Source organism: Streptomyces sp. NBC_00726 (assembly GCF_045161735.1).
In the GTDB taxonomy this organism is placed as follows: domain Bacteria; phylum Actinomycetota; class Actinomycetes; order Streptomycetales; family Streptomycetaceae; genus Streptomyces.
In genome coordinates this window covers 3,362,770-3,388,099 of sequence record NZ_CP108983.1, presented here as the reverse complement: position 1 = coordinate 3,388,099, position 25,330 = coordinate 3,362,770, and the positions used below count along the sequence as shown (strand labels likewise).

Genomic DNA, 25,330 nt, shown 5'->3' with positions numbered 1-25,330 from the left:
TCAGTCTCCCCAGCCTCATGTCCGGGACTGTAGCGACGCTGGAGGTTCCACGCCGAAGCGAGCGAGGAAGAAGTGCGCGACGCGATGGGCGGTACCGACTGACACGGTTGCCGTACTTCGCCGCTGTCCAGGCAACGCAAGAGGCCCCGGATTGCTCCGGGGCCTCTTGTCTATGTGCACTCGGCAGGATTCGAACCTGCAACCTTCTGATCCGTAGTCAGATGCTCTATCCGTTAAGCTACGAGTGCTTGTGCTTCTGGGGTTTTTCTGCCCCGTCGGCGTTGCGAGAACAACATTACATGACCTGCGCCGGGACGCGAAATCCATTAGGCGCACCCGGCCTGAGCTGGGCAGACGCCGAGGAACGACCGAAGCCCCGGTCCTGGGGACCGGGGCTTCGGTGTGGTGCGGAGGCGGAGGGATTTGAACCCTCGATGGGGGGTAAGCCCCAAACCGCATTAGCAGTGCGGCGCCATAGACCGGACTAGGCGACGCCTCCATCCGCAACGCCCGCGCGAGCGCGGGTGGTGCGTGCAGATGATGACACAGCTGCACGCTGCGCCACCAATCGCGGCCTACGGTACTAGGCGGGCGGCCACGAGGGCAAAGCGGTTGCGGTGCGCAACGCCGGGGCGCGTCGCGCGTTAGGCAAGGCGGGGGCGCCGCCCCCGCAGGTTCTTCCGCCACAGGAGTCCGCCATGATGCGCCGTCTCGCTCTCACCGCTGTCGCGTCCCTCGCCGCGCTGTCCGCCGCCGCACCCGCCGCCTCCGCCGCGTCCGGGCCCCTCCCGCTGCCGTTGTCCCTGCCGCTCCTCCAGAACGACGGCGCGGGGACACGGCTCACCGTGGTCGTCGCCGGGTCGGGGAACCCGGAGGCGGACGGCAGGTACGAGCTGGAGTGCGGGCCGGCCAAGGGAAGCCACCCGGTCGCGGCGCAGGCGTGCGAGCGGCTGGATCAGCTGGAGGGGGAGGGGACGGACCCCTTCGCGCCGGTTCCCCGGGACGCGATGTGTACGCAGCAGTTCGGCGGGGAAGCCACCGCCCGGGTCACCGGCACCTGGCACGGCCGCCACGTCGACGCCTCGTTCCGGCGGACCAACGGGTGCGAGATCGCCCGGTGGAACGGTCTGCGGCCGGTCCTGCCGAACGTGCGGTGACCGGGCCCGAGGCCCGTCGGCGGCTCGCCACGGTGCGCGATGCGACTCGGAGCCGTACAACGTACGCATCAAACCTTGGTGAGAGCTCCCCCTCATCCGCGGCCCCACGCCCCTCCCCTGCCTTTAGACTCCTTCAGTGACAGCCTGAGGCCCGAGGGGCAAGATGGGGCCGCTGTCGGCAAGGTGCAGTAATCAGGGAGGAAGCGTCGTCGTGAGCAGCAGGCCATCCCGAGGCGCTGCTCGCCTCGCAGCCATACTCGACGCCCTTCCGGACGGGCTTCTGCTCGTCAACTGCAACGGTACGGTCGTCAACGCCAACACCATCGCCCTCGAAATGTTCGAGTCGCCGGGCACCGCGCTCGTCGGCCGCGGGCTGCTCGATCTGCTGCCGGAGTTCGACTCCAAGCTGATCCCGGGGTCGATGCGCCGGCCCGAGGCTGCGGACGAGCGGGGCCGTACCAAGCCCACGCGCATGATCGCGCGGCGTACCGACGGCAACGAGTACCCCGTCGAGGTGACCAGCGCCAGCCTGGAGGACGGGCAGGCGGCCTACAAGGACGTCCAGGGCTCGTACGGGGGCAGCTACACCGGTGACGAGCTGCTGATGCTCGTCGTGCGCGACCTCTCCGGCACCGTCGACACCGAGGCCGAGCTGGCCCGCTCGCAGCGCCAGACCGAGATGATCCTGCGCGCCGCCGCCGAGGGTGTCGTCGGTACGGACACGGACGGCCGGGTCGTCCTGGTCAACCCCGCCGCCGCGCAGATCCTCGGCTTCCGGGCCAGCGATCTCGGCGGCCAGGAGCTGCACCCGCTGATCCTGCACTCCCGCGCGGAGGGCGAGCCCTTCCCGTACGAGGAGTCCCCACTCGCCGACACGCTGAAGTCGGGACGCAAACATCGGGTGCGCGGGCAGGTTTTGTGGTCCAAGAGCGGGGAACAGGTGCCGGTCGACCTGACCACCGCCCCCGTCCGCGACGGCGACCAGCTCGTCGGCGCCGTGATGACGTTCACCGACCGCCGCCCCTATGAGCAGCTGGACCAGCGGCGCAAGGACGAGATCGCCGAGCTGACCGCGAGCCACACCGCGGAGGTCGGCGAGCTCACCGAGCGGCACACCGCCGAGCTCACCGCCCTCAAGGAGGCGCACGCCGCCGAGCTGGCCGACCGCACCGAGCGTTACGCCTCCGAGCTGGAGGAGCAGACCGAACGGCTGACCGACCTCACCGCCCGGCACACCCAGCTCACCGCCGTGCTCGGCGAGTCGCTGCGCGGCCCCCTGGAGGAGCTGCGCGGCGAGCTCTCCGCACTCGCCGCCGACCCCGCCGGCCAGCTGTGGCCCGAGGCGAACCAGATCCTGCACCACCTGGCCGCGGGCTACGCGCGTATGACGACGCTCATCGACAACGTGCTGGGCTACCAGCGTCTCGACGCCGGCGCCGAGACGCTGGTCAAGACGCGCGTGCTGCTCGACGGCGTCGTCACGGCCGGTATCGATGCCTCGGTCGAGCTGATCGGGCCGGGCCGCGCCCAGTTCGCGGTGCACGCCCCGCCGATCGAGGCCGAGGTCGACGCCGGACGTCTGGTGACCGCCCTCGCCCACCTCGTCGCGGACGTGGCCGGCGTCGACTCGACCGGCAAGGCGCGCGTCGTGCCCGGTGGCGGTTACGTCGACTCTACGGTCGTGGTCGCCGCCGCCCAGCGCGGTGATGTCGTACGCATCGAGGTGCGCGGACCGTTCGCCGGGGGAGACCCGGTGCACGTGCCCATCGTGAGCGGCATCGTCCGCGCGCACGGCGGTGTGCTCCAGACGCACGAGATGCCGGGCATGAGCGGCAGTGCGTACGTGCTTGAGGTGCCGATCGGAGCGGGTGCGGGGACCGTGGCGCCTCCCCCGGTGGCGCCCTCGCCCCTTCCCCTCGGGGAGGCCGGTCATGCGGATCCGGCGCCGGTGGTGTCGGACGCGCCCGAGGCGGGTAGGGGCCGGCGCCGTGCGCGGCGTTCCTCCACCGACGCCTTCCTGGAGAGCCCCATGGACGGCTCCGACGGCAGCGGCGAACTGGAAGCGGCCCCCGGGGACACCGGTGCGGCCGCGCCCACCGGGCGCCGGCGTGCGCGCCGTGTGGCCCCCGCGCCCGAAGCCGCCCCGAGCGAGCTGGTCCCCGCCCAGCAGGCCACCGAGGGCTCCGGACGCCGTCGCGGGCGCCCCAGCCCCGCCGAGACGGGCGCACCGGGGCAGGCTCTCGCGCTGCCCGCGGCCGCTCCGTCGGAGGGGTCCGTGGTGACCGCCGCCGAGGGCGCGCAGGGTGGGCGGCCGCAGCTCGGGCAGACGGTGCCCCCGCAGGGCGTTCCGGCCGGCGGGCACCGGGGGAACACGGGTGACGAGGGCCGCCTCGCCCTTCCCCCGGTGGTGAACGCCGTCGAGTCCACGGCACCCGCCGCCTACTCGAACCTCGAAGACGCCGCCCGCCCGGCCCCCGCACCGGTGGCCTCCTCGCCGGAGCTGCCCGCCCCGGCCCCGCAGCCGACCGGCCGCCGCCGCCGAGCCCTGGCCGCCGCCCAGGAACGCGCGGCCGCCGCCGAGTCCGGCCCCCGCACCCCCTTCGCCCTCCCACCCGCCGAAGCGGACCGGTCAGCCCCCGATACCGGGGGGCCGGACGGGTCCCTGGGCGCGGGCGTCGGGGTTCCGGGGTCCGCCGACGCGCTTGAAGGCGCCGAGTCGGGTTCGTATGAGGTCGGCGCGGGTACGGACGCGGTTGGCGCAGCCGGTTCGCACGGCGTCGAGGCGGGTACGCAGGAGGGCGCCGCACCCGATTCGTACGGACTCGGCACGGGCACGAACGAAGCCGCCGCCCCCGGTTCGCGCGGCGGCCGCCCGGGTACGAGCGAGCCCGAGCCCGCCACGTTCCAGCCCGGGGTCGGACTGCCCGGCGGACCGGACGCCGTACCCGGGGCCCCCGCCGGCTCCCCGGCCGGAGAGCCGGAGCCCACCCCCGTACCGCCGCAGGCGCAGCCCGCCCCCACCGGCCGGCGCCGCGCCCGTCACGGGGACACGGGCTCGCAGGAGGCGCAGCCGGCACCGTTCGCGCTGCCCGCAGCGGCCGGCCCGGCCGCCGAGGCCGCCCCCGCCGGCCCCGATGCCGACCCCAGGCTCGGCGTCCCGGGCGCCCCCCTCGCGCCCCCCGCCCAGCCGGAGCAGCCCGCCGTTCCGGCCAACCTGTCCCCCGGCGGCTGGGAGGACGACAACGCCTCCGGGCAGGGGCCCGCCGCCGAGCCGGAGACGCAGAGCACCGGGAGTACCACCCACGCCACCGGCACGGCCGCCCCCGCCGGGCCCCCCGCCCGGCCCCGTACGCTGGCGCCCGCGCTCGACGCACGTCGGCAGCCGCTGCCGGCCGAGGCACCGATGCCGGGGGCGTCGGACTCGACGCAGGGGCGCGCGTTCAGCGTGCGCACGCTGGGGCAGGGCGTGCCGTTCGCCCAGCACATCGCCCACCAGCAGAACCAGACCCTGGGCGGCGGCAGCAGCGTCGGCCGGCGCCGCAAGCTGGCCGCACCCCCAGAGCCGGAGCCCGAGCCCGGCCAGGACGAGCGCCCCGCGCCGCCCTCCCCGGCTCCGGCCCCGGCGCCCCCGCAGCCCGCGCCCACACCCTCGGCGCCCGCCGCCACCGCGCACGGGCAGGGATCGGGGCAGCTGCTCTCCGCACCCGCGGCCGAAGGGCGCGCGTACGCCATCGGGGCACCCGACGAGGGCGCTGCCGAAGGACCGGAGCCGCTGGACGGCCCCGGGGGCGCGGTCGAGGTCGCCAACCGCCCGTCCCCGCAGCCCGTTGACGACGAGCTGCCCCCGGAGCCGCTGGACAACCCGCGCCGGCTGCTCGTCTGGCCCGCGCCCGACGTCTCCACGCAGCAGGCGCTGAGCGACCGCGGCTACCGGCCGGTGATCGTGCACTCGCGCGAGGAGGTGGACGCGCAGATCGCGGCCTTCCCCGCCGCGCTCTTCGTAGACCCGCTGACCGGGCCCATCACCCGAAAGGCTCTCCAGTCCCTGCGGCAGGCGGCGGTCGCCGCCGAGGTGCCCGTACTGGTCACCGCCGGTCTGGGACAGGCGTCGCGGGAGGCGGCGTACGGTGCCGACCCCGCCGTACTCCTGAAGGCGCTCGCGCCGCGCGACAGCGAGCAGCACCCGCCGCGCGTCCTGCTCATCGAGGAGCACCAGGACATCGCGGCCGCGCTGACGGAGACGCTGGAGCGGCGGGGCATGCAGGTGGCGTGCGCCGCGACGGACAGCGAGGCCGTGTCGCTGGCGACCCGGATGCGGCCGAATCTGGTGGTGATGGACCTGATGCAGGTGCGCCGTCGCCGGGCCGGGATCGTGGACTGGCTGCGCGCCAACGGCCAGCTGAACCGCACCCCGCTGGTCGTCTACACCTCGGCCGGCATCGATGAGGCTGAGCTGCCGCGGCTCGGCTCCGGCGAGACCGTGCTGTTCCTGGCGGAGCGCTCCACGAGCGACGAGGTGCAGTCCCGCATCGTCGACCTGCTCGCGAAGATCGGCACGAACTGACCGGCGTACCGAGGCATACGACGAGGGCGGTACGGGAACGCACCCGTGCCGCCCTCGCTCCGTCCGGTCCTCAGAGGACCGGACAACGGCTCAGAGCTGTGTGATGTCCAGCTCGCCCTGCGCGTACTGCTTCCGGATGACCTTCTTGTCGAACTTGCCGACGCTCGTCTTCGGCACGGACGGGATGACCGACCACCGCTCCGGCAGCTGCCACTTCGCGATGCCGGACTCGGCGAGGAACGCCTTCAGTGCCTCGTAGTCGGCGGTGGCGCCCTCCTTGAGAACGACCGTGGCGAGCGGACGCTCGCCCCACTTCTCGTCCGGGACGGCCACGACGGCGGCCTCCGCGACGTCCGGGTGGGCCATCAGCGCGTTCTCCAGCTCGACGCTGGAGATCCACTCGCCACCGGACTTGATGACGTCCTTCGCCCGGTCGGTGAGCGTGAGGAAGCCGTCCTCGCTGATCACACCGACGTCACCGGTCTTCAGCCAGCCGTCCTCGCTGAACTTGTCCTCGGGCCGCAGCGCCTCGCCGTCCGCACCGCCGTAGTACGCACCGGCGATCCAGGCGCCGCGCACCTCCAGCTCACCGGCCGACTCGCCGTCCCACGGCAGGTGCTCGCCGGCCGGGCCGACCAGCCGCGCCTCGACACCGGCCGGGAAGCGGCCCTGGGTGACGCGGTAGGGCCACTCCTCCTCCGGGGTCAGTCCGGCGGGCGGGTTGGCCATGGTGCCGAGCGGCGAGGTCTCCGTCATGCCCCAGGCGTGACAGAGGCGCACGCCCAGCTTGTCGTACGCCTCCATGAGGGAGGGCGGGCAGGCGGCGCCGCCGATCGTGACGTTGGCCATGGACGTGAGGTCGCGCGGATGGGCGGTGACCTCGGCGAGCAGGCCCTGCCAGATGGTGGGAACGGCCGCGGCGTGCGTCGGGCGCTCACGCTCGATCATGTCGGCGAGCGGGGCGGGCTGGAGGAAACGGTCCGGCATCAGCATGTTGACGCCCGACATGAACGTCGCGTGCGGCAGACCCCAGGCGTTGACATGGAACTGCGGAACGACGACGAGGGTGGTGTCCTTGTCGGTCAGGCCCATCGACTCGGACATGTTGACCTGCATGGAGTGCAGGTAGATCGAGCGGTGGGAGTAGACGACGCCCTTCGGGTCCCCCGTCGTGCCGGAGGTGTAGCACATCGCTGCTGCCTGGCGCTCGTCCAGTTCCGGCCAGTCGAAGCTGGTGGGGCGGCCGGCGAGCAGCTCCTCGTAATCGTGCACGCGCACCGCCGCGCCGTCCAGGACGGAACGGTCGCCGGGACCCGAGACGATCAGGTGTTCCACCGACGTCAGCTGGGAAAGCAGCGGCGCGACGAGCGGCAGCAGGGAGCCGTTGACGATGACGACCTTGTCGTCGGCGTGCTTGACGACCCAGACCAGCTGCTCGGCGGGAAGACGGAGGTTCAGCGTGTGAAGCACGGCGCCCATGGACGGGATGGCGAGGTACGCCTCCACGTGCTCGGCATTGTTCCACATGAGCGTCGCAACGCGCTGATCTGCGTCGATGCCGAGTTCGTCGCGCAGGGCGTTGGCGAGCTGGGTGGCGCGCCGGCCGATCTCCGCGAAGCTGCGCCGGTGCGGCTCCGGCTCTCCGGTCCAGGTCGTGACCTGCGACTTCCCATGAATCGTCATCCCATGCGTCAGGATGCGGGTGACAGTCAGCGGTACGTCCTGCATGGTGCTGAGCACGGCGTCCTCCCGGTGGGCGCTACGCGGCAGTAGGGTTCCGCTGATTCTGCGCACATACCACTTGGTATGTCACTACTTCCGGGGGTACGAATCGGTGTCGTCCCGCAATGTCACACCATCCGGGACCGGGCCGGATCACCCTGTCACGCCTCCGCGGCGGCCACCGCTCAGCGGTCCGAGGTCAGCTCGGGGTCCTCGCGGAGCTTGCCGAGCGCCCGGGAGACCGCGCTCTTGACCGTGCCGACGGACACTCCGAGCACCTCGGCGGTCTGCGCCTCGCTCAGATCCTCGTAATAGCGCAGGACGACCATCGCCCGCTGGCGGGCCGGCAGCTTCAGGACCGCGCGCCACATCGCGTCGTGCAGCGACTGCCGCTCCGCGGGGTCGGGGCCGGGAACGGCCTCCGGCTCGGGCAGCTCGTCACAGGCGAACTCGTCGACCTTGCGCTTGCGCCACTGCGAGGTCCTGGTGTTCAGCAGGGCCCGGCGGACATAGCCGTCGAGGGCACGGTGGTCCTCGATCCGGTCCCAGGCGACGTACGTCTTGGTGAGCGCGGTCTGCAACAGGTCCTCGGCGTCGCTCGGGTTGGCGGTGAGCGAGCGCGCCGCCCGCAGCAGCACCGGACCGCGCGCCTGCACGAACGACGTGAACGAGGGGTACGGGAGATGGGGCGCCGACGCGTACGTGCGTACCGGTGCTGCTCCTCTGCGGGTGCCCGTGCGGACTGGCGTGGTCATGCTTCCACGCTAGGAGCGGGGCCCGCCGCCCAAATCGCCCCCAGGTCCCGAAACCGCGTCCGCCTCAGGGTGTAGGACCGGGTCCCCCTCCACCTCCTGTAGGTGGAGGGGGTGCACCAGGGGTGTCGGGGTCACCCCTGAGGCGGACGGCGCGGGCTCACCAGAGGTTCGTGAAGTTCACCGCCAGGTTGTGTGTGGACTGGTCGATGTTGGTGAAGGCGGACCCGTTCACCTGCGCCGAGGTGCTCTGGTTCGACGCTCCGGACCCCGTCGCCTGCTGCTGCGAGGTCGAGGAGTTGCCCGCGTTGTCCCGGCCGACCCCGCTGCCGCTGATCGTGGCCACGCCCGCGTTGGAACCGCTGCTCGCGAACGAGCCGTTGTCCGCCTGGGCCACCCCGCCGAGGAGAACGGCGGCCAGCGGCAGCGCGGCAACAACGGCGAGGACACGAGCGGTACGGATGCTTGCCATGTCTGTTCCTCCAGGAACCGGAAATAGGGCTGAGGCTGGACCCGGGCCGGCGGCCACCCGCCCGGTGCTGATCACGACGTCGCGCACCAGAACTGCCCACCGCCACCCCACCGAACCACCCACAGCTCCCGGTTCCCCCGCAAGCGTGAGAAACCCGAACCAAACCCCTGACCTGGAGCGAACCATGCGCCCAGCGCCCGCATGAGCGACCTCGAACGAGGGAAAGGCGGAGGCGGACCCGACCGGATTCGAACCGACGTCCTCACGATTTTGGAGACCGCGCGCGACGACCTCTGCGCTACGACCCCGCCCCCACCGGCCATCCTAGGAGCCCCCGCACACACACGAACGGCCCCCGACCGATTCGCCCGGCCGGGGGCCGTTCACCGCGGTGGGTGTGGGATTTGAACCCACGGTGACTCGCGCCACGACGGTTTTCAAGACCGCGCAGCAGCCACAACCACCTTGGCCTTGACCTGCACCTACGCGCTGTACGCCGCCCCGGCTCTAACTTCTGGCCCGCGTATGGCCCATGCCGCGTCAACGCACTGCTCAATGAGGCCGACGATGCTGGCCTCTCATCGCAGCTCGTTGCCCAGCCAGGATCCCGTCAGCAGCGGAACGGCCCCGAGTTAGGAGGCACGGCCCTTCACTCTTCGGTTACTACAACCGTCACGCGCTCCTGGGGGTTGCAGAAGCACTTGGCGGGCCACGACGGCGAACGTGGCCCGCTGAACTCGTAGGTGCCCCTTCCCCTTGAAAGGGTCTCCAGTTGGACTCATAGAGTCCTCGAACTGTCGCACAGCCCCCAAGGTGTACTCCGCCTCGCTGACGACGATGTCAGGGCCGAGCATCCTGATCTGCTCTAGAGGCTCAAGGACTTGGTCGACGGCTTCAGAGAAGGACCGACCCACGGTCTGTACCTCATCTCGGATCTGTCTCACTCTCTCATCGTCAGGGGTGGCGCCCCAGGCATCCCATAGGTCACGCCGCAGGCGGCCGGCTGCCGTGGCCCTCTCACAGCTAAGGGCTGTCCCGCAACTGCTGGTCACGGACGAGATGATCATGGTGTGGCTGGTGTGATCACGACGTCGGAGCCGTCCTGGATAGCCCCGTTCACCGGGCCGAGCCCGCGGCAGTTCGGGAAGCTGGTGACGGTTCTGAGGCGCGAGGGCGCGGACCCGGTCCGCAAGGGCCGGCCGTGGAGCCTTCCGCTGGAGGACCGGACCCTGCTGGTCGCGGCCTACTGGCGCACGAACCTGGCCATGCGCCAGCTCGCGCCGCCGTTCGGGGTGTCCAAGTCGGCGGCGGACCGGATCATCGACCACCTCGGACCGATGCTCGCTCTCCAGCCCCGCAAGCGGTTCGCCAAGGACACCGCGCTGATCTTGGACGGCACCCTGGTCCCGACCCGGGATCACACGATCGCCGAACGGCCGAAGAACTATCGGTACTCCACCAACCACCAGGTCGTCATCGACGCCGACACTCGCCTGGTCGTTGCGGTCGGCCGGCCGCTCGCCGGGAACCGCAACGACTGCAAAGCATGGGAGGAATCCGGCGCCAAGGCCGTCGTCGGCAAGACCCTCACGATCGCCGACGGCGGCTACACCGGTGCCGGACTCGTCATCCCTCACCGGCGCGAGCACGGCCAGACCGAACTTCCGGACTGGAAAGAAGAACACAACAAGTCCCACAAGCAGGTCCGCGCCCGCGTCGAGCATGTCTTCGCCCGCATGAAGACTTGGAAGATCCTCCGCGACTGCCACCTCAAAGGAGACGGAGTCCACCACGCCATGCTCGGAATCACCCGGATGCACAACCTCGCCCTCGTCGGATAGGGCAGCGGGCCGCACGGCGGTCAACCATGCCCGAGGCGACTAGGAGATCATTTACGAGACAGCCCTTAGCTGCTCCGTGCAAAAAGGCTCCGGAGCCCGTATGTGTGGCCCACTACCTGCAGGTCAGAAAATCTGATTAGCGATCATGGGATCTCGGTCCAGACATGCCACGGATTTCGCCATGTGGGTCTGTCACTGGTTTTGGCTAGCGCTCCGACCATGGCTGCATTGTGGGCAACTACAGCCTGCTCTCATACAGCGAACGTCAGAACCACTTCTTCCTTCATTCGCTTGTCGAGCGAATTTGTACCGCCTCGGGGCGGTGGAAGATAGCGTCGACTTTCCGGCAAAGCGCGGGAATGCCGATCGCGGAGCTCGAGCTTATGACGCCGGCCAAGGTCTTGAAGCATTCGATCAATGGAGACCTCGAAGCCGTTGATCCTAGCATCGGAGATGACAAACGATGCTGTACCCCCGGGCTTCAGCACTCGCGAGATCTCGGAGAATACGGCATCCATGTCTGAGGTGTATTTGTAGACGACTCCGGCAGCCCGAGAAGCAATGTCTGGAGACGTAGAGGACTTGGCGATTTCTTCGATCTCTGAGGCTGGCCTCATGCCAACCTCAGAACCGACATTCGTCGATCGCAACCCACGTAGATATCCAATTGAGTACCCCATCCATACGAGGCTCATCCGATGACCCCTGAGATAGTCAATCGCCACGAGGTAGGGAGGGCTCGTCATGACAGCATCGACAGTGCTGCTGTTAAGCGGCAAAGAACGGGCATCCGCCCTTAGCGTTGTTAGCTTCGCTTCAATCGAGGCGACTGGGAAACCGCTTCGGAGTGTCCGAACACGAGAAGCGACGGTCTCTGCCGACGCGGCGAACCTACCAATGGGATCGAACGAGGCTGCTTCACGTACCCGGTGCGGTCGAGAGTGGGAGACGTCACGGGCCTTCGAGACACCAGAGTCCTTCGTAATAATGAGCCTCGAAAAGGCACACCAAAGTGGCGCCTTGAAATGTTCCGGAGCCATCGCAATCTCAGCTACAAGTGCAGTCAAGCGCAGTCGCGTCTTTGGGTCAAACCAGAAGTCGATGAACTTGGATGTTTCCGCATCGACTTGGATTTCTTGGTCCCTCGCCTTGTCTGCTCGGCCAGCGATGGCCCTAGCGTGCTCCGCAAAGGAAGTGAGATCGTAATCTGTGCCAACCGTCTGTGCGATCATAAGAGCTAGGGGGTCTGTATCACACCCAAAAGCAGTGTGTCCTGATAGCCCTGCCGCAAGTGGAAATGTTCCGGAGCCCATCATGGGATCGAGTACCACTGCATTGGCTGAAAGGCTTGAAATCTTCCGTTCAACCAATTCTGGTGCCATGCGTGCGGGAAATGGATGTACCGCCGCCCTAGTCTGAATTTTCACGGCGCTGTGGACCTTCCGTCTGTAGCTCAGTAGGCACCGCGGCTTTGTAAGCTTCGGCGAGTCTCGCGGGATAGTCCCTCAGGGTGCTGTTGAGCTCCTGCAAGAGGGCCTTTGGTGTTGCGTTAAGCGCGATCAATTGACCGTCAAAGAAAATACTCGATGGCGCCAGTGCTGCCAGGCCGCGAATGATGGCCGTCAACTCCTCGGGAGTTAGATCGATGGCTCCGTCAGTACGTTCATAGATTGCAGTCATGATCGTGTCGACTCTAACGGGTGTCCTCCGCTCGGAGTAACGGACCAGAAGGTTGATGACCTCGGTTACTGGCGGGGCCTGCGGAGCAGGTTGCGCTTCGATAGCGTCGACGAATGCACGTGCACCCTCGGGAGTGTGGTGCTTAAAAAGATCTCGAAGAATTAGAGGCGAGAGTCGCCTCAAAGGGAAGAGCTCGACCAGTCGAGCCAGATCGGTGATTGTGATCGGCGTAACGCCATCGTTCTTGCAGATGGAACCGATTAGCGCGTCCTCGTCACCGTCGCCCTGAAAACCTGGCGCGACAATCAGAGTGTAGGAAGGTTTTACGTCCAGATTGAAAGCATTGGTAGCCTTCTCGCGGTGGACTCGAAGGATGGAGGTGCGGGCTGTTCCAGCTTGGATCTTGGGAGGCTTCGCCGAGGTGCTCCCGCCCATGGCCTGCCTCGCCTCTTTTCCACTGGATTTTGCGTCATAAGTCAAGGCGTAGCTCTCACTACCGTTACCGCGCCTGCCGAGTCTGACAGTGGCGATCCCATCAGGGCGCCCGTTTCCTCCAATCCTCTGCACGCTATATCCCATGATTTCTAGGGCGTCTGCAACAGCGTCTTCGAGTTCCGTCTCGTTGCTACTTGAATCGCGTAGTTGGCGTGCTACGACGGGGGCAGAGTTTGGGTGTCGTTTCACCAGATCACGGAGAAATGCATCTCTCCGCTTCATGATACGGTTCACAACCTCCGCCTCAATGCTTTCATCGATCATATATGCCTGTGTAAGGAGCTCTGTCAGCCCAAGGAGCTGCAGTGCTTCTTGCATTCCTGGTTGATCGATGTAATTGCTGACGAAAGGATGTGCCTGATTCAGAATCGCAGCGCGGCGATTAACGTCGTACTTGACGAGGCGTCGATCATCTCCGACTGGTTCAACGATCACCTTTTCCAAAAGGTCATCGTTCTCCGTAATTAGCGTCTGAGCCTCAGGCGCATCTGAGAGATCCATGCCAAGGACTTCTCGAATTGCCGCGTCACCTTGTGAGGCTCGCCGGACCATGCGCCTTAGCGGGCCCTGCGTAAGGCCGGGAGGGGGGTTAGAAATGCGTCCTTGCTTCGTAAGTACTGGCATGGTATCGGCGTCATCGGACGTCTTGGTAACCGACCTAGCCTTATTGAAGACTGCGAGCATGTACTGTCGGAGTTCTATTACCTCCGGAGAGTCCTGCAAGCTCTCACGAGGGCTAGCCACCAATCCATCTAGATCGTCGGCGTTGATCACCATGTGAAAGCGCGTGAGGGTACCGTGATGGAGTTCCGGCCCAACGTTGAAAGAAGCATCGTCCAGATTAATAAGCCGCTGCCGGACCCGAACAAAGAATCCGTGACTGCGGGCAATCAACTCGCTTTTGCCTTTCTGTAGGCCATCTTCGAATAGCTGAGCGTACCCCCAAACCGCCCCAGCTTTAGGAAGTCGATATGCTGGAACCATGTCTCCGTCGATCTCAACCCGAGTTGGTTCGCCGATCTGACGGTCAGGGGCGAGTTGCGATTCCGATTCGCCGATGGTGAAGCGCCAGCGTTCCTTCCCTTGCGCCTTCGATGCCTCGATCTCGTCGCCGTTATAGTACAGCTTGAACGAAGGGTTCAAAGGGATCGAGGTTGACAACACCCAACGAAGTCGACCCTGCCTGATATTGTGTGCCGGCTTTTTTAGGCGCGTCATGACGGCGGCGGTCCAGTGTTCTGGTCCCTCCTCTGATTCGGGGAAAAGGGCTTCAATCACCGGACGCATGTTAGTTCCGTAGTCGCGAAGGTTTGTAAGGAGAGCTTCCTTAGCTTCCTCTTTCGAGAGCTCCAGAACAAGCAGACTAAGGTTGTGAGGGTCACTCATGTCGCCCTGGACCTTTTTGTAGTCCATAGTGACGGCCCGATACGCGCCGTCTTTGAGCGTAATGTAAGTTAGCTCTTCGGCGAGAACATACGTCGCCAGTTTTCCAATTCCAAACTTGCCAATGGGGACGCGAGGTGACGCCTTATCTGCTTCTCTCTTACGTGACTTCCCGATGCGCCATAGGTCTTTCAACCCCGAGACGTCCATGGAGAGGCCGTCATCGATCACTAGGATGGAGGCGTGTGGCGCTTCTAGGTCGGCAGGCATGTGAACCCATACCCGCTTTGCGCCGGCGTCGTAGGAGTTAGAGACCAGCTCTTCGAATGTCTTGTTCGGGGAGCTGTAAAGTCCTTCAGAGAAGCGTTCAATGATTTCGAGGGATATGCGCACGGGCACGACGGCGGACGCGTCTCGTGTGACCCCAACGAAGTCGGCCACGGCAACGCGAGGCCCTGGCTCGATGGCATCCGCGCCGCCGATGGCCAACTGCTCGGCGCCCTCGTCGCTTGCTGCTTCCAACCCCACTGCGGCCCCCTACGGACTTAGTCGCCTGCACCCAGGTCATCTGACGTGGCAATCCGTCACTCTCGGTGCGCATATTATGGGCTGTTGAGTCTCGAGCGATAGGTGGACTGCCTAATCGTGTGGGTGTCGCACCAAGCGGCGGGTCTGTGGTGCCTGGTCAGCGGAGTCTCCGAGGGAACTCTAAAGCTGCTGCGTAACCGTGAAGCGCCAGTTCAGAAGATCGTGCACATGCTTCCGTCTCGACCCACGTGTCTCCTGACCGGCGTGGGGCCGGGCTAGGTGTATTGCCTGGGGAGGTTGTGGACGGGTGATGCAGGTCTCGGCTGAGGGATCTTGAACGGGTGAGGGCCTTCCGGGTTCGGTGTGGATTGCGACATCTCCACCGAACGATCAGAAGGCCCTCATGCCCACCGCAATGCGCCCCTGACCAAGACCGGACGCCTGCGTCTGGCCCGCTGCGTGGTCGAGGACTGCTGGCCGCTTCGGCGGGCCGCCGAACGCTTCCAGGTCTCCCCGACGACCGCCCAACGGTGGGCCGACCGCTACCGGACGCTGGGCGAGGCCCGCGGCATGCACGACCGGTCTTCGCGCCCGCGTAACAGCCCGCGCAGGACCCCGAGCCGCACCGAAGCCGCGGCACTCAAGGAGTCGGACTTCATCCTGCCTTCGGAGAGCGAGCCGGAGGCGTGGGGCGAAGTGCTCGTGCCGGAGAGCCACCCGGAGGTCGGGGGAGCTGGACCGACAGCGGCAAGTCACACGACGAGCGCGGCCTGAAGCACCGGGCTCGGAAGGCTGTACGGGCCGTTCCCGTCCCGCCGATATACGTGCGCATGGTCCGCGCCCACATCACGCGCTTCGGCGTTGCACCGGACGGCCGACTGTTACGGGCGGTGCGTGGCGGTCGTCTGACGTCGAACGAGTACTCCGAGGTCTGGAGCGAAGCGCGGAAGGCTGTACTCAGCGGGCAGGAGCTCCGAACCGCATTGGCGGAGGACCCGTACTCCCTGCGGCACGCCGCGATCTCCCTCTGGATCAAGTCCGGCATGGACCCGGTAGAAGCCGCGTCCCGCGCCGGCCACAGCCTCGCGGTGCTCTACCGGTTCTACGCCAAGCTGCTCAAGGGCGGCTCGGCGGCGGCCAATCTGCTCGTTGAGCAGGGGCTTCGCGCGGAGGAGTAGGGCGCGGTTCTGGCCCACGTATGGCCCACACGGCCTGGCCGACACCGGGAAACAGGCACCCGGGGTGAGACAAGGTGAACGCAGAGGGCGGGCCTCCGGAGTGGAGACCCGCCCTTGACCTGCGCATTCTCTGACCTGTGGCGGTGGGTGTGGGATTTGAACCCACGGTGACTCGCGCCACGACGGTTTTCAAGACCGTTCCCTTAGGCCGCTCGGGCAACCCACCCCGCGCCGGCGCGGTCGGTGAGGACCGGTCCGGCGCGGGGAACAGCCTAGCCGGTCAGCTGTCGCCCTTGCGCTCCCCCAGGGTGACTTCGGCCGTCGCCGTCTTGCCGTCGCGCTCGTAGGTCAGGGTGACCCGGTCGCCCGGCTTGTGGGTCCAGATCTCGCCGATCAGGGTGGGGCCGCTGTCGACGGGGGTGTCGTTGAACTTCGTGATGACGTCGCCCGCGCGCAGGCCCGCCTTGGCCGCCGGGCCGTCCTTCGTGACCGCGTCCGTGCCGCCCGTGCCCCGGTCCGCGATGACGGCGCCGTCGCCCTTCTCGTCCATCGTCACCGTGGCGCCGATGACCGGGTAGACGGGCTGGCCGGTCTTGATCAGCTGCTGGGCGACGGTCGTCGCCTGGTTGATCGGGATCGCGAAGCCGAGGCCGATGGAGCCCGCCTGGCTCTGGCCGGAGCTGCCGGTCGACTGGATCGCCGAGTTGATGCCGATGACCGCGCCGGCCGAGCTGAGCAGCGGGCCGCCGGAGTTGCCCGGGTTGATCGAGGCGTCGGTCTGCAGGGCGCTCATGTACGAGTTGCTGCCGCCGTTGCCGTCACCGGAGGCGACCGGGCGGTTCTTCGCGCTGATGATGCCCGTGGTGACCGTGTTGGACAGGCCGAACGGGGCGCCGATCGCGATCGTGGAGTCGCCGACCGCCACCTGGTCCGAGTCGCCCAGCGGCAGCGGGGTCAGGGACTGCGGCGGGTTCTTCAGCTTGATGACGGCCACGTCGTAGCCCTGGGCCCGGCCGACCACCTCGGCGTCGTACTTCTTGCCGTTGGAGAACGTCGCCGTGAGCTGGCCGCTGTCCGCCGCGGAGGCCACCACGTGGTTGTTCGTGAGGATATGGCCCTCCTTGTCGTACACGAAGCCGGTGCCCGTACCGCCCTCGCCGTCACCGCCCTGAGCCTCGATCGTCACGACGCTCGGCAGCGCCTTGGCGGCCACACCGGCGACCGTGTGCGCGTCGCGCTTGAGGTCCTGCGGGTTCGCCGAGGCGGACACCGTGGTCGAGCCCGAGTCGTCGTTGCGGTCCGCGGCCCAGTAGCCGAGGGCACCGCCGATGCCGCCCGCCACGAGCGCCGCCACCACCACGGCGGCCACCAGACCGCCCGCACCGCGCTTGCGCGGCGCCTCCGGCGTGTGCGTGGCGCCGGGCGGGCCCCAGACCGGGCCGCCGCCACCGCCGTGCGCCTGCTGGGCGTACGCCGGGACGGCGGGCGGCGGCGGGGGCCAGCCCGCGTCGGCCGCCGACTGCGGCGGGGGCGGGGGTGTGTACTGCGGGTTCGCCGGGTAGGCGGCCGTCTGCGCGGTCGCGGGGTCCGGCGGGGAAGGGACGGGGACGGCGGCGGGCTGCTGGTCCGGCGCCTGCGCGACCGGCTGCTGCCGGGTGACCGTCTCGTCCGGGTGGGAGGCGGCGGGGGGCGCGTCCTCGGGGGGCACCTGGGGAGCGTCGGCCGGCACGGGAGGTACGGACGGGGCGGCCTCGGCCGCGTTGCCCTCGTTGCCCTCGTTCTCGGTGCTCACAGCTCTTTACTCCTCGGTTCCACATCAGTCATTCGGCAAGAGATCCGCTGTGTACGTGTCCGCAGTCAGCTTTTCCCACGACACGTCAGGCCACTGTAAGCAGGAGCTGTGCATCTGCGCACGACCCTTACATCGGACAAAACGGCCCCGCGTCGCAAGGTGTGCACGGCCGTGTTCCCGCGGTGACACCATGACCCGGGTGAACCGAGCACGGCAGCAGCACCCCATGCAGCATCCCATCCAGGTCATCGCTCACCGGGGCGCGTCCGACGACGCCCCCGAGCACACCCTCGCCGCGTACCGGAAGGCGATCGAGGACGGTGCCGACGCCCTGGAGTGCGACGTACGCCTCACCGCCGACGGCCACCTCGTCTGCGTACACGACCGCAGGGTGAACCGTACGTCCAATGGGCGCGGCGCGGTCTCCGCCCTGGAGCTGAACGCCCTCGCCGCCCTCGACTTCGGCTCCTGGAAGGACCGCGACGAGACGGAGTCGCCGGACTGGGACCCGGTGCCCGGCGAGCTCACCTCCGTACTCACCCTGGAACGCCTGCTCGAACTCCTCGTGGAGACGCGGGCGTCCGGGCGGCCGCTCCAGCTGGCGATCGAGACCAAGCACCCGACCCGCTGGGCGGGCCAGGTCGAGGAGCGTCTTCTGCACCTGCTGAAACGCTTCGAGCTCGACGCGCCGCCGCCGGCCGGCACCCCTTCGCCGGTACGCGTCATGAGCTTCTCGGCCCGCTCGCTGCACCGCGTCCGGGCGGCCGTTCCCCATCTGCCCACCGTGTATCTGATGCAGTTCGTGTCGCCCCGGCTGCGCGACGGACGGCTGCCCGCCGGTGCGCGCGTCGCCGGGCCGAGCGTCCGGATCGTGCGCAGCCATCCCGGCTACATCGAACGGCTCCACCGTGCCGGACACCGGGCGCACGTCTGGACGGTCAACGAGCCGGAGGACGTCGAGCTCTGCGTACGGCTCGGAGTCGAGGCCATCATCACCAACCGCCCCAAGCAGGTCCTGGCCCAGCTCGGCCGTCAGTGACAGCGGCGCACCTCGCCACACCTTTACGTATGAACGCATCAGCCCATCTGCCCATCAGGAGATCAACTACAGGGAGTACACCGGCGCACTCGGACTGTGCCTGTTGGTGACGAGTGCGTCACTCACAGCCCCTTGGCCGGTTTCCGGCACAGCTCAGGAGGGCATCCACTCCGTGGCGTGGGGCAAAGGAGGTCTCGGGGGTGGCGTTGGTGGTGGCACAGGAGGTGCCCACGTCGTCGAGCATGGCCGTTCCCCATGGCCCTGCGGGCGTGGGCCAGGCGCGGCACCGGATGCGCGAGCAGTTGCGCAGCCACGGGGTGTCGGATTCGGTCGTCGACGATGCGGTACTGATTCTTTCCGAGCTGCTCAGCAATGCCTGCCGGCACGGCAGGCCGCTGGGCTGGCAGACCGAGACGGGAGACGGCGATGTGCGCGCCGCCTGGCGTGTCGACAGGACGGGCGGACTGACCGTCGAGGTGACGGACGGCGGCGGCCCGACCCGGCCGATTCCGGCCACCCCCTCGGTGACCGCTCGCGGCGGCCGGGGGCTGAACATCATCAGCTCCCTGGCCCAGGAGTGGGGCGTACGGGACGACGCACCGGGCGAGGTCACCGTCTGGGTGCTGGTCGACGGGGGCCACGGCTCCCACGGCACGCGGGGCGGCGGGCGGCCGGCCGGGATGACCGGACTGCCGGGCGCATCGAAGGCCACCGTCGTGCCGGGGCTCGAAGGGCTGGATTTCAGCGGCGCGTTCGACGACGCGTTCGATGACGCGGGCTGAACACCCGGGCGGGGCCGTGCGGGTCGCGTACGTGGGCTGAGCCGGCGGGCACGGTGGTGGTGCCCCGGGAAGCGGTGGGGCGGCTAGGCTCGCGGGCCAGACCGCACTGTCGCAATCGGGAGTTAGCCCACCATGGCGAAGAAGCGCCCTCAGACCAAGGCCGGGAAGCAGCAGCTCAAGGACGGCGAGATCCCGGTGGTCGGGGCTCGTGAGCCCTGCCCGTGCGGTTCGGGCCGCCGCTACAAGGCGTGTCACGGCCGCGCCGCGGCACAGGCGGTGACCGAGCTGGTCCAGCGCCCGTTCGAGGGTCTGGCCGGGGAGTGCGACTGGGTCGCGCTGCGCGAGCTGGTCCCGGCGGCCACGGCCGGGCTGACGCTCAAGGGCGGCCTGCCCGAGGGCGTGCCCTCGGTGACGCTCGCGACGGTCCTGCCGATGGCGTGGCCCGCACTGCGCCGCGACGACGGCTCCGTCCTGCTCGCCCTCCAGAACGACACCTCCTCCGGCGACCTCAGCCGGGACCTCGCGGACACGCTGAGCCGCGCGCTGGAGGCGGCGCCCGGTTCACCCGTGGCCGCCCGGCGGGTGCCGGCCGACGGGCCCCGGCTCCAGGACCTCCTGGACGACGAGGCGCCCTTCGCCCCGGTCGTCCACTCCGGCTTCGAATTCTGGGTGCCGGACTCGGAGAACGCCACGGCCGAGGTGTCCGCCTCACTCGAACGCGCGAACGAGGCGGCGATCCCGACCGCCCTGCTGTCGGGCGTGGACGCCGCCTACTGGTGCGAGACGCCGGAGAAGAACCACCTGCGCTGGGTCATGCCGCACGCCGAGGAGCAGCTCCTCGACGCGCTCGCCCGGCTGCACGCCGCGGGCGAGTCCTCGCTCGGTGAGGGCACCCGGCTGGTCGGCTCGTTCCGGGCGCACGGGCTGATGGTCCCGGTCTGGGACCTGCCGAGCGCGATGGGTGCCGAGGACTGCGAAAAGCCCGCCGCCGCGTTCGCGGAGCGGCTCGCGACGGCACTCGCGTCGGACGCGCCGCTCACCGCCGAGGAGCGGCGGGCACGCGGTGGTCTCACCAACCGCCAGGTGACGCTCAGCTGACCGTGACCGTCGCTCGGACCGGACGGTGACGCCCGTCACAACTCGCCGTACTGGCAGGTAAATCGCTGTCCGAATACGCGAGATCGAATTTGCGAACGGCAGATCTCTTGTTACGGTTCAAGAAGCCCGGTCGCTGGTGCATCCCCCGTCGCCAGCGACCGGGCATCCTCATTTCCGGGTACGGCGCGCTCCGCGCACCCGGGGCGCACAGGCCCGCGTACGAGCCCCTCCCGGTCCGCCCCGCCGCCCACCCGTCCCAGGCTCTCCGCGCGATGGCCCGGCGTCAGCCCCGCTGCCCAGGAAGCCGGTTGGACCTGCGCCGGGACGGGAACAGCGCCCGAGGCGCCATCAGAATGCTTCGCCCCACCGGGTTTCGCGACCCCCTGAATTCCGCGGCATCACCGACACCTCCGGACAAACGGATGCGCCTCAAGCAACGCCGCCGTTTACCCGGAAATCGTGAAGCAAGACGGTAAGGAGCAGGAGGGAGTGAGGAAGAACGGAAGGGATTCACCGGAGACCGGACAGGGACCGGGCAGGGAAGCGACAGAACTCCGTAATGAATGCCATCTGAAAGAACACGCGCGCATCAGAATCTGGCCAACCCCGCCCCCAACCGCTCAGTGCGTCAGCCGGCTACCGCCGTCCGGGGCACTCGTGCTCGCCTCGACCAGGGCGTCGAGCACGGCCTCGACGTCCGGCAGCCAGGGAGCGGCCGGCGCGGCGCCCTTGGGGTGCGCATCCGGAGTGCGCTCCGGCGCGCGCTCCCAGCGGACCTGCCCGGTGCCGATCTCCGACGGCGGCAGAACGACATAGCCGCCCTCCCCGTGGAACCGCAGCGAGCTGGGCACCCGGTCCTGTGCGTACAGCAGCTCGCCGAGCCGTTCCAGGGTGTACGGGGCGACCAGCAGCGCCCACCGGGTGGGCGCCGCCACCACGGGGCCCAGGCGCAGGCCCGCCCGGTCGAGCGCGGTCAGGGCGCGGGCACCGGCCACCGCCGGCAGGCTCAGGGCGCACGGCGCACGGCCGCCCGTGGCGAGCAGCACCGGCGCGGCCGGCCGGTTCGTCCACCACCAGCGCACCATCCGGGCATCGGTGGTCGCGGCGAGCAGTCCGGGGTCGAAGGGGTGCGCGCCGGGCACCGCGCACTCGGGATCGGGGCACGCGCAGCGCCGGCCGCGGGCACCGTCCCCGCACAGCCCCGCTCCGGGGAGCACGGGCCACCGCCACTCCGTGGCGCAGGTCAGAGCCGCGTCGAGCCGGGCGGAGCCGCCCCTGCGGCCGAGCCTGCGTCGCCTTCCGAGGATCTCGCGCATGAGGGCTCGTTCCTTTCCGTTGAACGCCGAGGGTCCGCCTCGCATCGTGCGTGGTCACACCATGCTGCGGATCTTCTGGGTGTACGTGCTCGTCGAGCCTGCGGTACGGGTTGTTCGTCGGTACCGAGCGTGAGCCGTGCTGAGCCGGATCGAACTGCTTGCGGTCGGCATCGTGGCGAGGTGTGGGGCGCACCGCGCTCCTGCGGCCCGTGCGTACGGCCTCGCCACTCGGGGGCGGGGCGCGGCCGTCACAAGAGAGGACGTCCGGGCCCGCTGCCAGGTTCCGGGGGCGGGCGGGGCCACCCCTGGCCATCCAAAGAATTACGTACCCAGCATGCCTGGAATGACGCGCCCCAGGGACTTCACCCGGAGGTGCACCCCCGTCGGGCAGACCCAGTCGACCGCTAATGCACACGGCGAGGTGCGCTTTTTGGCCAAGTTGATTTGGGCATGGACACCGGGTTTCGCGAGGGGACAATGCTGGACATCGCCTCACTTGTGCGTGTACATGTGGATGCACTGGTAGCGGCGCAGAATGACATGGGGGTTTGCGATGCTATTCGACGGAACACACCGCTCGGAAAGCCGGCGAACATGAGCGCTCCGCACCTGCCAAAAGTGGCTGGAATCGATCCCACAGTTCCGGTTTCGGATGAGACTGCCGGGCCGATCGAGGCGGCACCCGCCGCGCCCGGCGCCTTCATCCAGGACCGGCTCGCCGGCTGGGTCTCCGACCTCACCACGCTCCACGAGCTCACCGAGCGCCTGGCCGGAACCAGCACCCTGGACGACGCACTGCACGAGTTCCTCGGCGCCGGAGCCGCCCTGGTCGGCGCCCGCCGGGGCCTGGTCGCCTTCGAACCGTCCGACCGGCGCGGCCCCGTCAGCACCATCGGGCTCGGCCTTGCCCACGCCGAACTGGGCCAGATCGAGACCGTGCCGCGCAGCGCCACCTCGTACGGACGCATCCTGGAGGGCCTGCCCAACCCGGACGGCCCGCTGACCACCCCCGACCTCCTCGGCGACACCGGACTGGACCCGCGCAGACGCGAGGTCGCCGCCCGCCTCGGCTACGCCGCCAGCTACGCACTGCCCCTCGCCACCACGAGGACCGGACGGCTCGGCGCCGCCGTCTGGCTCTACGACGAACCCGCGGAACCCCTGGAACGCCAGCGCCACCTCGTCGGCCTGTACGCCGGATACGCCTCCGAGCACCTGGCCCGCCTGCTCGAACTGGAACGGGCCAGGGCGGACGTCGCCACCGTGACCGAGGAGCTGCTGCCCACCCGGCTGCCCCGGGTCCCCGGCGTCCAGCTCGCCGTCCGCCACGAGGTGGCCCCGCAGGGCGGCGGCGACTGGTACGACGCGCTGGCCCTGCCGGAGGGCGCCCTCGGCCTCGCCGTGGGCTCGGTGGGCGGCTCGGGCCCCAGCGCGCTCGCCGCCATGGGACGACTGCGCGCCGGACTGCGCGCGTACGCGGTGATGGAGGGCGAGGACCCGGTCGCCGTGCTCTCCGACCTCGAACTGCTGCTCCGGCTGACCGAGCCGGCCCGTTCGGCGACCGCGCTCTTCGCGTACTGCGAACCGGCCCGCCGCAGAATCCTGCTCGCCGGGGCCGGGCACACGCCGCCCCTGATCATCGGTGAGCGCCGCACCTCGTACGTGGAGACCACGCTCTCCGCCCCGCTGGGCATGCTGTCCTGCTGGGAGGCGCCCAGCGTGGACCTCACGGCCGCACCCGGAGAGACGGTTCTGCTGTACACCGACGGACTGCTGCGCCGGGCCGGCGACTCGATGGACCGGGCGTACGCGCGCCTCCAGTCGGCGGCGGCGAGCGTCCCGAGGGCGCTGCGCGGGGACGCCGCGTCGGTGGCCGACCACGTGGTGCGCACCGTGCTGCCGGACGGGGCCGGGCGGGCCGACCGCGCCGAGGACGTGGTCGTACTCGCGGCCCGGTTCGACTGAGCCGGGACCTTCGCATGTAAGAGGTCTTCCGGCCCTGGGCCCCCTTCCGTACGCCCGTACGATGGAGGTGGTCCAGTGTCGTATCAAGGAGAACAGTCGTGTCTGAGGAGTTCCCGGAGACCCCGGAGACCGAAGAGACAGAGCCGGTCAAGCAGCGGAAGAACGGCCTGTACCCGGGCGTTTCCGACGAGCTCGCCGCCAGCATGCAGTCCGGCTGGGCCGACACCGAGCTGACCGGCCTGGAGCCGATCGCCCAGGCCGGTCACACCGCCGACCGCCGCGCCGCGCTCTCCGCGCGCTTCCCCGGCGAGCGGCTGGTCATTCCCGCGGGGCGGCTGAAGACCCGTTCCAATGACACCGATTACGCCTTCCGCGCCTCCACCGAGTACGCGTACCTCACCGGCGACCAGACGCAGGACGGCGTCCTCGTCCTGGAGCCGACGGACGACGGCCACGAGGCGACCCTCTACCTGCTGCCCCGCTCGAACCGGGAGAACGGCGAGTTCTGGCTCGACGGCCAGGGTGAGCTGTGGGTCGGCCGCCGTCACTCCCTCGCCGAGGCCGAGCAGCTGCTGGGCATCCCCGCCAAGGACGTCCGCGAGCTGCCCGCCGCGCTGGCCGAGGCCACCGGCCCCGTCCGCAACGTCCGCGGCCACGACGCCGGCATCGAGGCCGCCCTGACCGACAAGGTCACCGCCGAGCGCGACGAGGAGCTGCGGGTCCACCTCTCCGAGGCGCGCCTGGTGAAGGACGCCTTCGAGATCGCCGAGCTGACGAAGGCGTGCGACATCACCGCGCGCGGCTTCGAGGACGTCGTGAAGGTCCTCGACAAGGCCGAGGCCACCAGCGAGCGCTACATCGAGGGAACGTTCTTCCTGCGCGCCCGCATCGAGGGCAACGACATCGGGTACGGCTCGATCTGCGCCGCCGGACCGCACGCGACCACCCTGCACTGGGTGCGCAACGACGGTGCCGTCCGCTCGGGCGAGCTGCTGCTGCTGGACGCCGGGGTGGAGACCAACGACCTCTACACGGCCGACGTGACCCGCACCCTTCCCATCAGCGGCACGTTCACACCGCTCCAGCGCAAGATCTACGACGCGGTGTACGAGGCGCAGGAGGCGGGTATCGCCGCGGTCAGGCCCGGGGCCGAATTCCGCGACTTCCACGACGCCGCTCAGCGGGTCCTCGCCGAAAAGCTCGTCGAGTGGGGCCTGCTCGGCGACCTGTCGGTGGAGAAGGTCCTGGAGCTGGGCCTCCAGCGCCGCTGGACGCTGCACGGCACCGGCCACATGCTCGGCATGGACGTCCACGACTGCGCCGCCGCGCGCACCGAGACGTATGTGAACGGCACCCTGGAGCCGGGCGTCTGCCTCACCGTCGAGCCCGGTCTCTACTTCCAGGCCGACGACCTCACCGTGCCCGAGGAGTACCGCGGCATCGGCGTCCGGATCGAGGACGACATCCTCGTCACCGAGGACGGCAACCGGAACCTCTCGGACAAGCTGCCCCGGCAGGCCGACGAGGTCGAGGCGTGGATGGCCCGGCTCAAGGGCTGATCCGCCG

The 25,330-nt window shown here is 69.1% G+C and carries 16 protein-coding genes, 4 tRNA genes and 1 pseudogene; 10 read left to right on the top strand and 11 right to left on the bottom strand.

The features are described from left to right. Positions 1-175 precede the first annotated feature (175 nt). Positions 176-248: transfer RNA gene (locus OG338_RS15080), tRNA-Arg, on the bottom strand. A gap of 160 nt (positions 249-408) precedes the next feature. Continuing rightward, a tRNA-Ser gene (locus OG338_RS15075) sits at positions 409-499 on the bottom strand. A 199-nt stretch (positions 500-698) separates the two neighbouring features. On the opposite strand from OG338_RS15075, the gene OG338_RS15070 reads away from it, so the two are divergent. Together OG338_RS15070 and OG338_RS15065 are read left to right on the top strand one after the other, a co-directional pair. Continuing rightward, on the top strand, positions 699-1,157 hold the full coding sequence (locus OG338_RS15070) for an SSI family serine proteinase inhibitor (protein WP_405937820.1): 459 nt from the start codon (positions 699-701) through the stop codon (positions 1,155-1,157). Between the two features lie 211 nt (positions 1,158-1,368). Then, positions 1,369-5,721, top strand: coding sequence for a PAS domain-containing protein (locus OG338_RS15065; protein WP_405937819.1), 4,353 nt, complete (start codon positions 1,369-1,371; stop codon positions 5,719-5,721). Between the two features lie 90 nt (positions 5,722-5,811). Here OG338_RS15065 and OG338_RS15060 read toward each other — a convergent pair whose 3' ends face one another. From OG338_RS15060 to OG338_RS15045, 4 genes are all read right to left on the bottom strand, one after another. Then, positions 5,812-7,461, bottom strand: a complete 1,650-nt coding sequence (locus OG338_RS15060) for a long-chain fatty acid--CoA ligase (RefSeq protein ID WP_405937818.1) — start codon at positions 7,459-7,461, stop codon at positions 5,812-5,814. A 167-nt stretch (positions 7,462-7,628) separates the two neighbouring features. Beyond that, the gene (locus OG338_RS15055; RefSeq protein WP_405937817.1) at positions 7,629-8,198 is read right to left on the bottom strand and encodes a SigE family RNA polymerase sigma factor; all 570 of its coding nucleotides are present in this window, start codon (positions 8,196-8,198) and stop codon (positions 7,629-7,631) included. Positions 8,199-8,355: 157 nt separating this feature from the next. After that, positions 8,356-8,667 (bottom strand): hypothetical protein, encoded by a 312-nt coding sequence (locus OG338_RS15050; RefSeq protein ID WP_018101816.1) that lies wholly within the window; start codon positions 8,665-8,667, stop codon positions 8,356-8,358. Positions 8,668-9,056: 389 nt separating this feature from the next. Beyond that, positions 9,057-9,132 (bottom strand) — tRNA-OTHER (locus OG338_RS15045). A 605-nt stretch (positions 9,133-9,737) separates the two neighbouring features. Here OG338_RS15045 and OG338_RS15040 point away from each other — a divergent pair. Continuing rightward, a complete protein-coding gene (locus OG338_RS15040) occupies positions 9,738-10,508 on the top strand; it encodes a transposase (RefSeq protein WP_405937816.1) in 771 nt (256 codons plus the stop codon). Positions 10,509-10,759: 251 nt separating this feature from the next. On the opposite strand, the gene OG338_RS15035 is transcribed toward OG338_RS15040, so the two are convergent. Further along, a complete protein-coding gene (locus OG338_RS15035) occupies positions 10,760-11,026 on the bottom strand; it encodes a hypothetical protein (RefSeq protein ID WP_405937815.1) in 267 nt (88 codons plus the stop codon). Between the two features lie 892 nt (positions 11,027-11,918). Then, complete coding sequence (locus OG338_RS15030; RefSeq protein WP_405937814.1) at positions 11,919-14,594, bottom strand: ATP-binding protein; 2,676 nt, start codon at positions 14,592-14,594, stop codon at positions 11,919-11,921. A 375-nt stretch (positions 14,595-14,969) separates the two neighbouring features. Between OG338_RS15030 and OG338_RS15025 the strand changes: the two are divergent. Continuing rightward, a pseudogene (locus OG338_RS15025) lies at positions 14,970-15,239 on the top strand (leucine zipper domain-containing protein); the annotation flags it as partial. A 338-nt stretch (positions 15,240-15,577) separates the two neighbouring features. Further along, on the top strand, positions 15,578-15,772 hold the full coding sequence (locus tag OG338_RS15020) for a hypothetical protein (RefSeq protein WP_405937813.1): 195 nt from the start codon (positions 15,578-15,580) through the stop codon (positions 15,770-15,772). 138 nt (positions 15,773-15,910) lie between these two features. Here the strand turns inward: OG338_RS15020 and OG338_RS15015 are convergent. Together OG338_RS15015 and OG338_RS15010 are read right to left on the bottom strand one after the other, a co-directional pair. Further along, positions 15,911-15,998 (bottom strand) — tRNA-Ser (locus tag OG338_RS15015). Positions 15,999-16,052: 54 nt separating this feature from the next. After that, entirely contained in the window at positions 16,053-17,564 is a 1,512-nt protein-coding gene (locus tag OG338_RS15010; protein ID WP_405937812.1) for a trypsin-like peptidase domain-containing protein, read from the bottom strand. Between the two features lie 190 nt (positions 17,565-17,754). On the opposite strand from OG338_RS15010, the gene OG338_RS15005 reads away from it, so the two are divergent. The 3 genes from OG338_RS15005 to OG338_RS14995 all read left to right on the top strand — a co-directional run bounded on the left by OG338_RS15005 (position 17,755) and on the right by OG338_RS14995 (position 20,483). Beyond that, positions 17,755-18,603 carry a glycerophosphodiester phosphodiesterase family protein gene (locus OG338_RS15005; RefSeq protein WP_405937811.1) on the top strand — a complete coding sequence of 283 codons (849 nt, stop codon included), beginning with the start codon at positions 17,755-17,757 and terminating at the stop codon, positions 18,601-18,603. A 200-nt stretch (positions 18,604-18,803) separates the two neighbouring features. Continuing rightward, a complete protein-coding gene (locus OG338_RS15000) occupies positions 18,804-19,385 on the top strand; it encodes an ATP-binding protein (RefSeq protein ID WP_405937810.1) in 582 nt (193 codons plus the stop codon). A 132-nt stretch (positions 19,386-19,517) separates the two neighbouring features. Beyond that, the gene (locus OG338_RS14995) at positions 19,518-20,483 is read left to right on the top strand and encodes a DUF5926 family protein (protein ID WP_405937809.1); all 966 of its coding nucleotides are present in this window, start codon (positions 19,518-19,520) and stop codon (positions 20,481-20,483) included. A gap of 620 nt (positions 20,484-21,103) precedes the next feature. Here OG338_RS14995 and OG338_RS14990 read toward each other — a convergent pair. Next, on the bottom strand, positions 21,104-21,799 hold the full coding sequence (locus tag OG338_RS14990) for a bifunctional DNA primase/polymerase (protein ID WP_405937808.1): 696 nt from the start codon (positions 21,797-21,799) through the stop codon (positions 21,104-21,106). 477 nt (positions 21,800-22,276) lie between these two features. Here OG338_RS14990 and OG338_RS14985 point away from each other — a divergent pair, with 477 nt between their 5' ends. Both OG338_RS14985 and OG338_RS14980 read left to right on the top strand, forming a co-directional pair. Further along, positions 22,277-23,764 (top strand): PP2C family protein-serine/threonine phosphatase, encoded by a 1,488-nt coding sequence (locus tag OG338_RS14985; RefSeq protein ID WP_405940430.1) that lies wholly within the window; start codon positions 22,277-22,279, stop codon positions 23,762-23,764. A gap of 98 nt (positions 23,765-23,862) precedes the next feature. Further along, a complete protein-coding gene (locus OG338_RS14980) occupies positions 23,863-25,323 on the top strand; it encodes an aminopeptidase P family protein (RefSeq protein WP_405937807.1) in 1,461 nt (486 codons plus the stop codon). The last annotated feature ends 7 nt before the right edge of the window (positions 25,324-25,330 follow it).

Bases quoted from the DNA above. Each gene is read 5' to 3' on its own strand.
- OG338_RS15070 (WP_405937820.1), top strand. From the start codon at position 699: ATGATGCGCCGTCTCGCTCTCACCGCTGTCGCGTCCCTCGCCGCGCTG.
- OG338_RS15055 (WP_405937817.1), bottom strand. From the start codon at position 8,198: ATGACCACGCCAGTCCGCACGGGCACCCGCAGAGGAGCAGCACCGGTA.
- OG338_RS15050 (WP_018101816.1), bottom strand. From the start codon at position 8,667: ATGGCAAGCATCCGTACCGCTCGTGTCCTCGCCGTTGTTGCCGCGCTG.
- OG338_RS15035 (WP_405937815.1), bottom strand. From the start codon at position 11,026: ATGGATGCCGTATTCTCCGAGATCTCGCGAGTGCTGAAGCCCGGGGGT.
- OG338_RS15005 (WP_405937811.1), top strand. From the start codon at position 17,755: ATGACCCGGGTGAACCGAGCACGGCAGCAGCACCCCATGCAGCATCCC.
- OG338_RS14995 (WP_405937809.1), top strand. From the start codon at position 19,518: ATGGCGAAGAAGCGCCCTCAGACCAAGGCCGGGAAGCAGCAGCTCAAG.
- OG338_RS14990 (WP_405937808.1), bottom strand. From the start codon at position 21,799: ATGCGCGAGATCCTCGGAAGGCGACGCAGGCTCGGCCGCAGGGGCGGC.
- OG338_RS14985 (WP_405940430.1), top strand. From the start codon at position 22,277: ATGCTGGACATCGCCTCACTTGTGCGTGTACATGTGGATGCACTGGTA.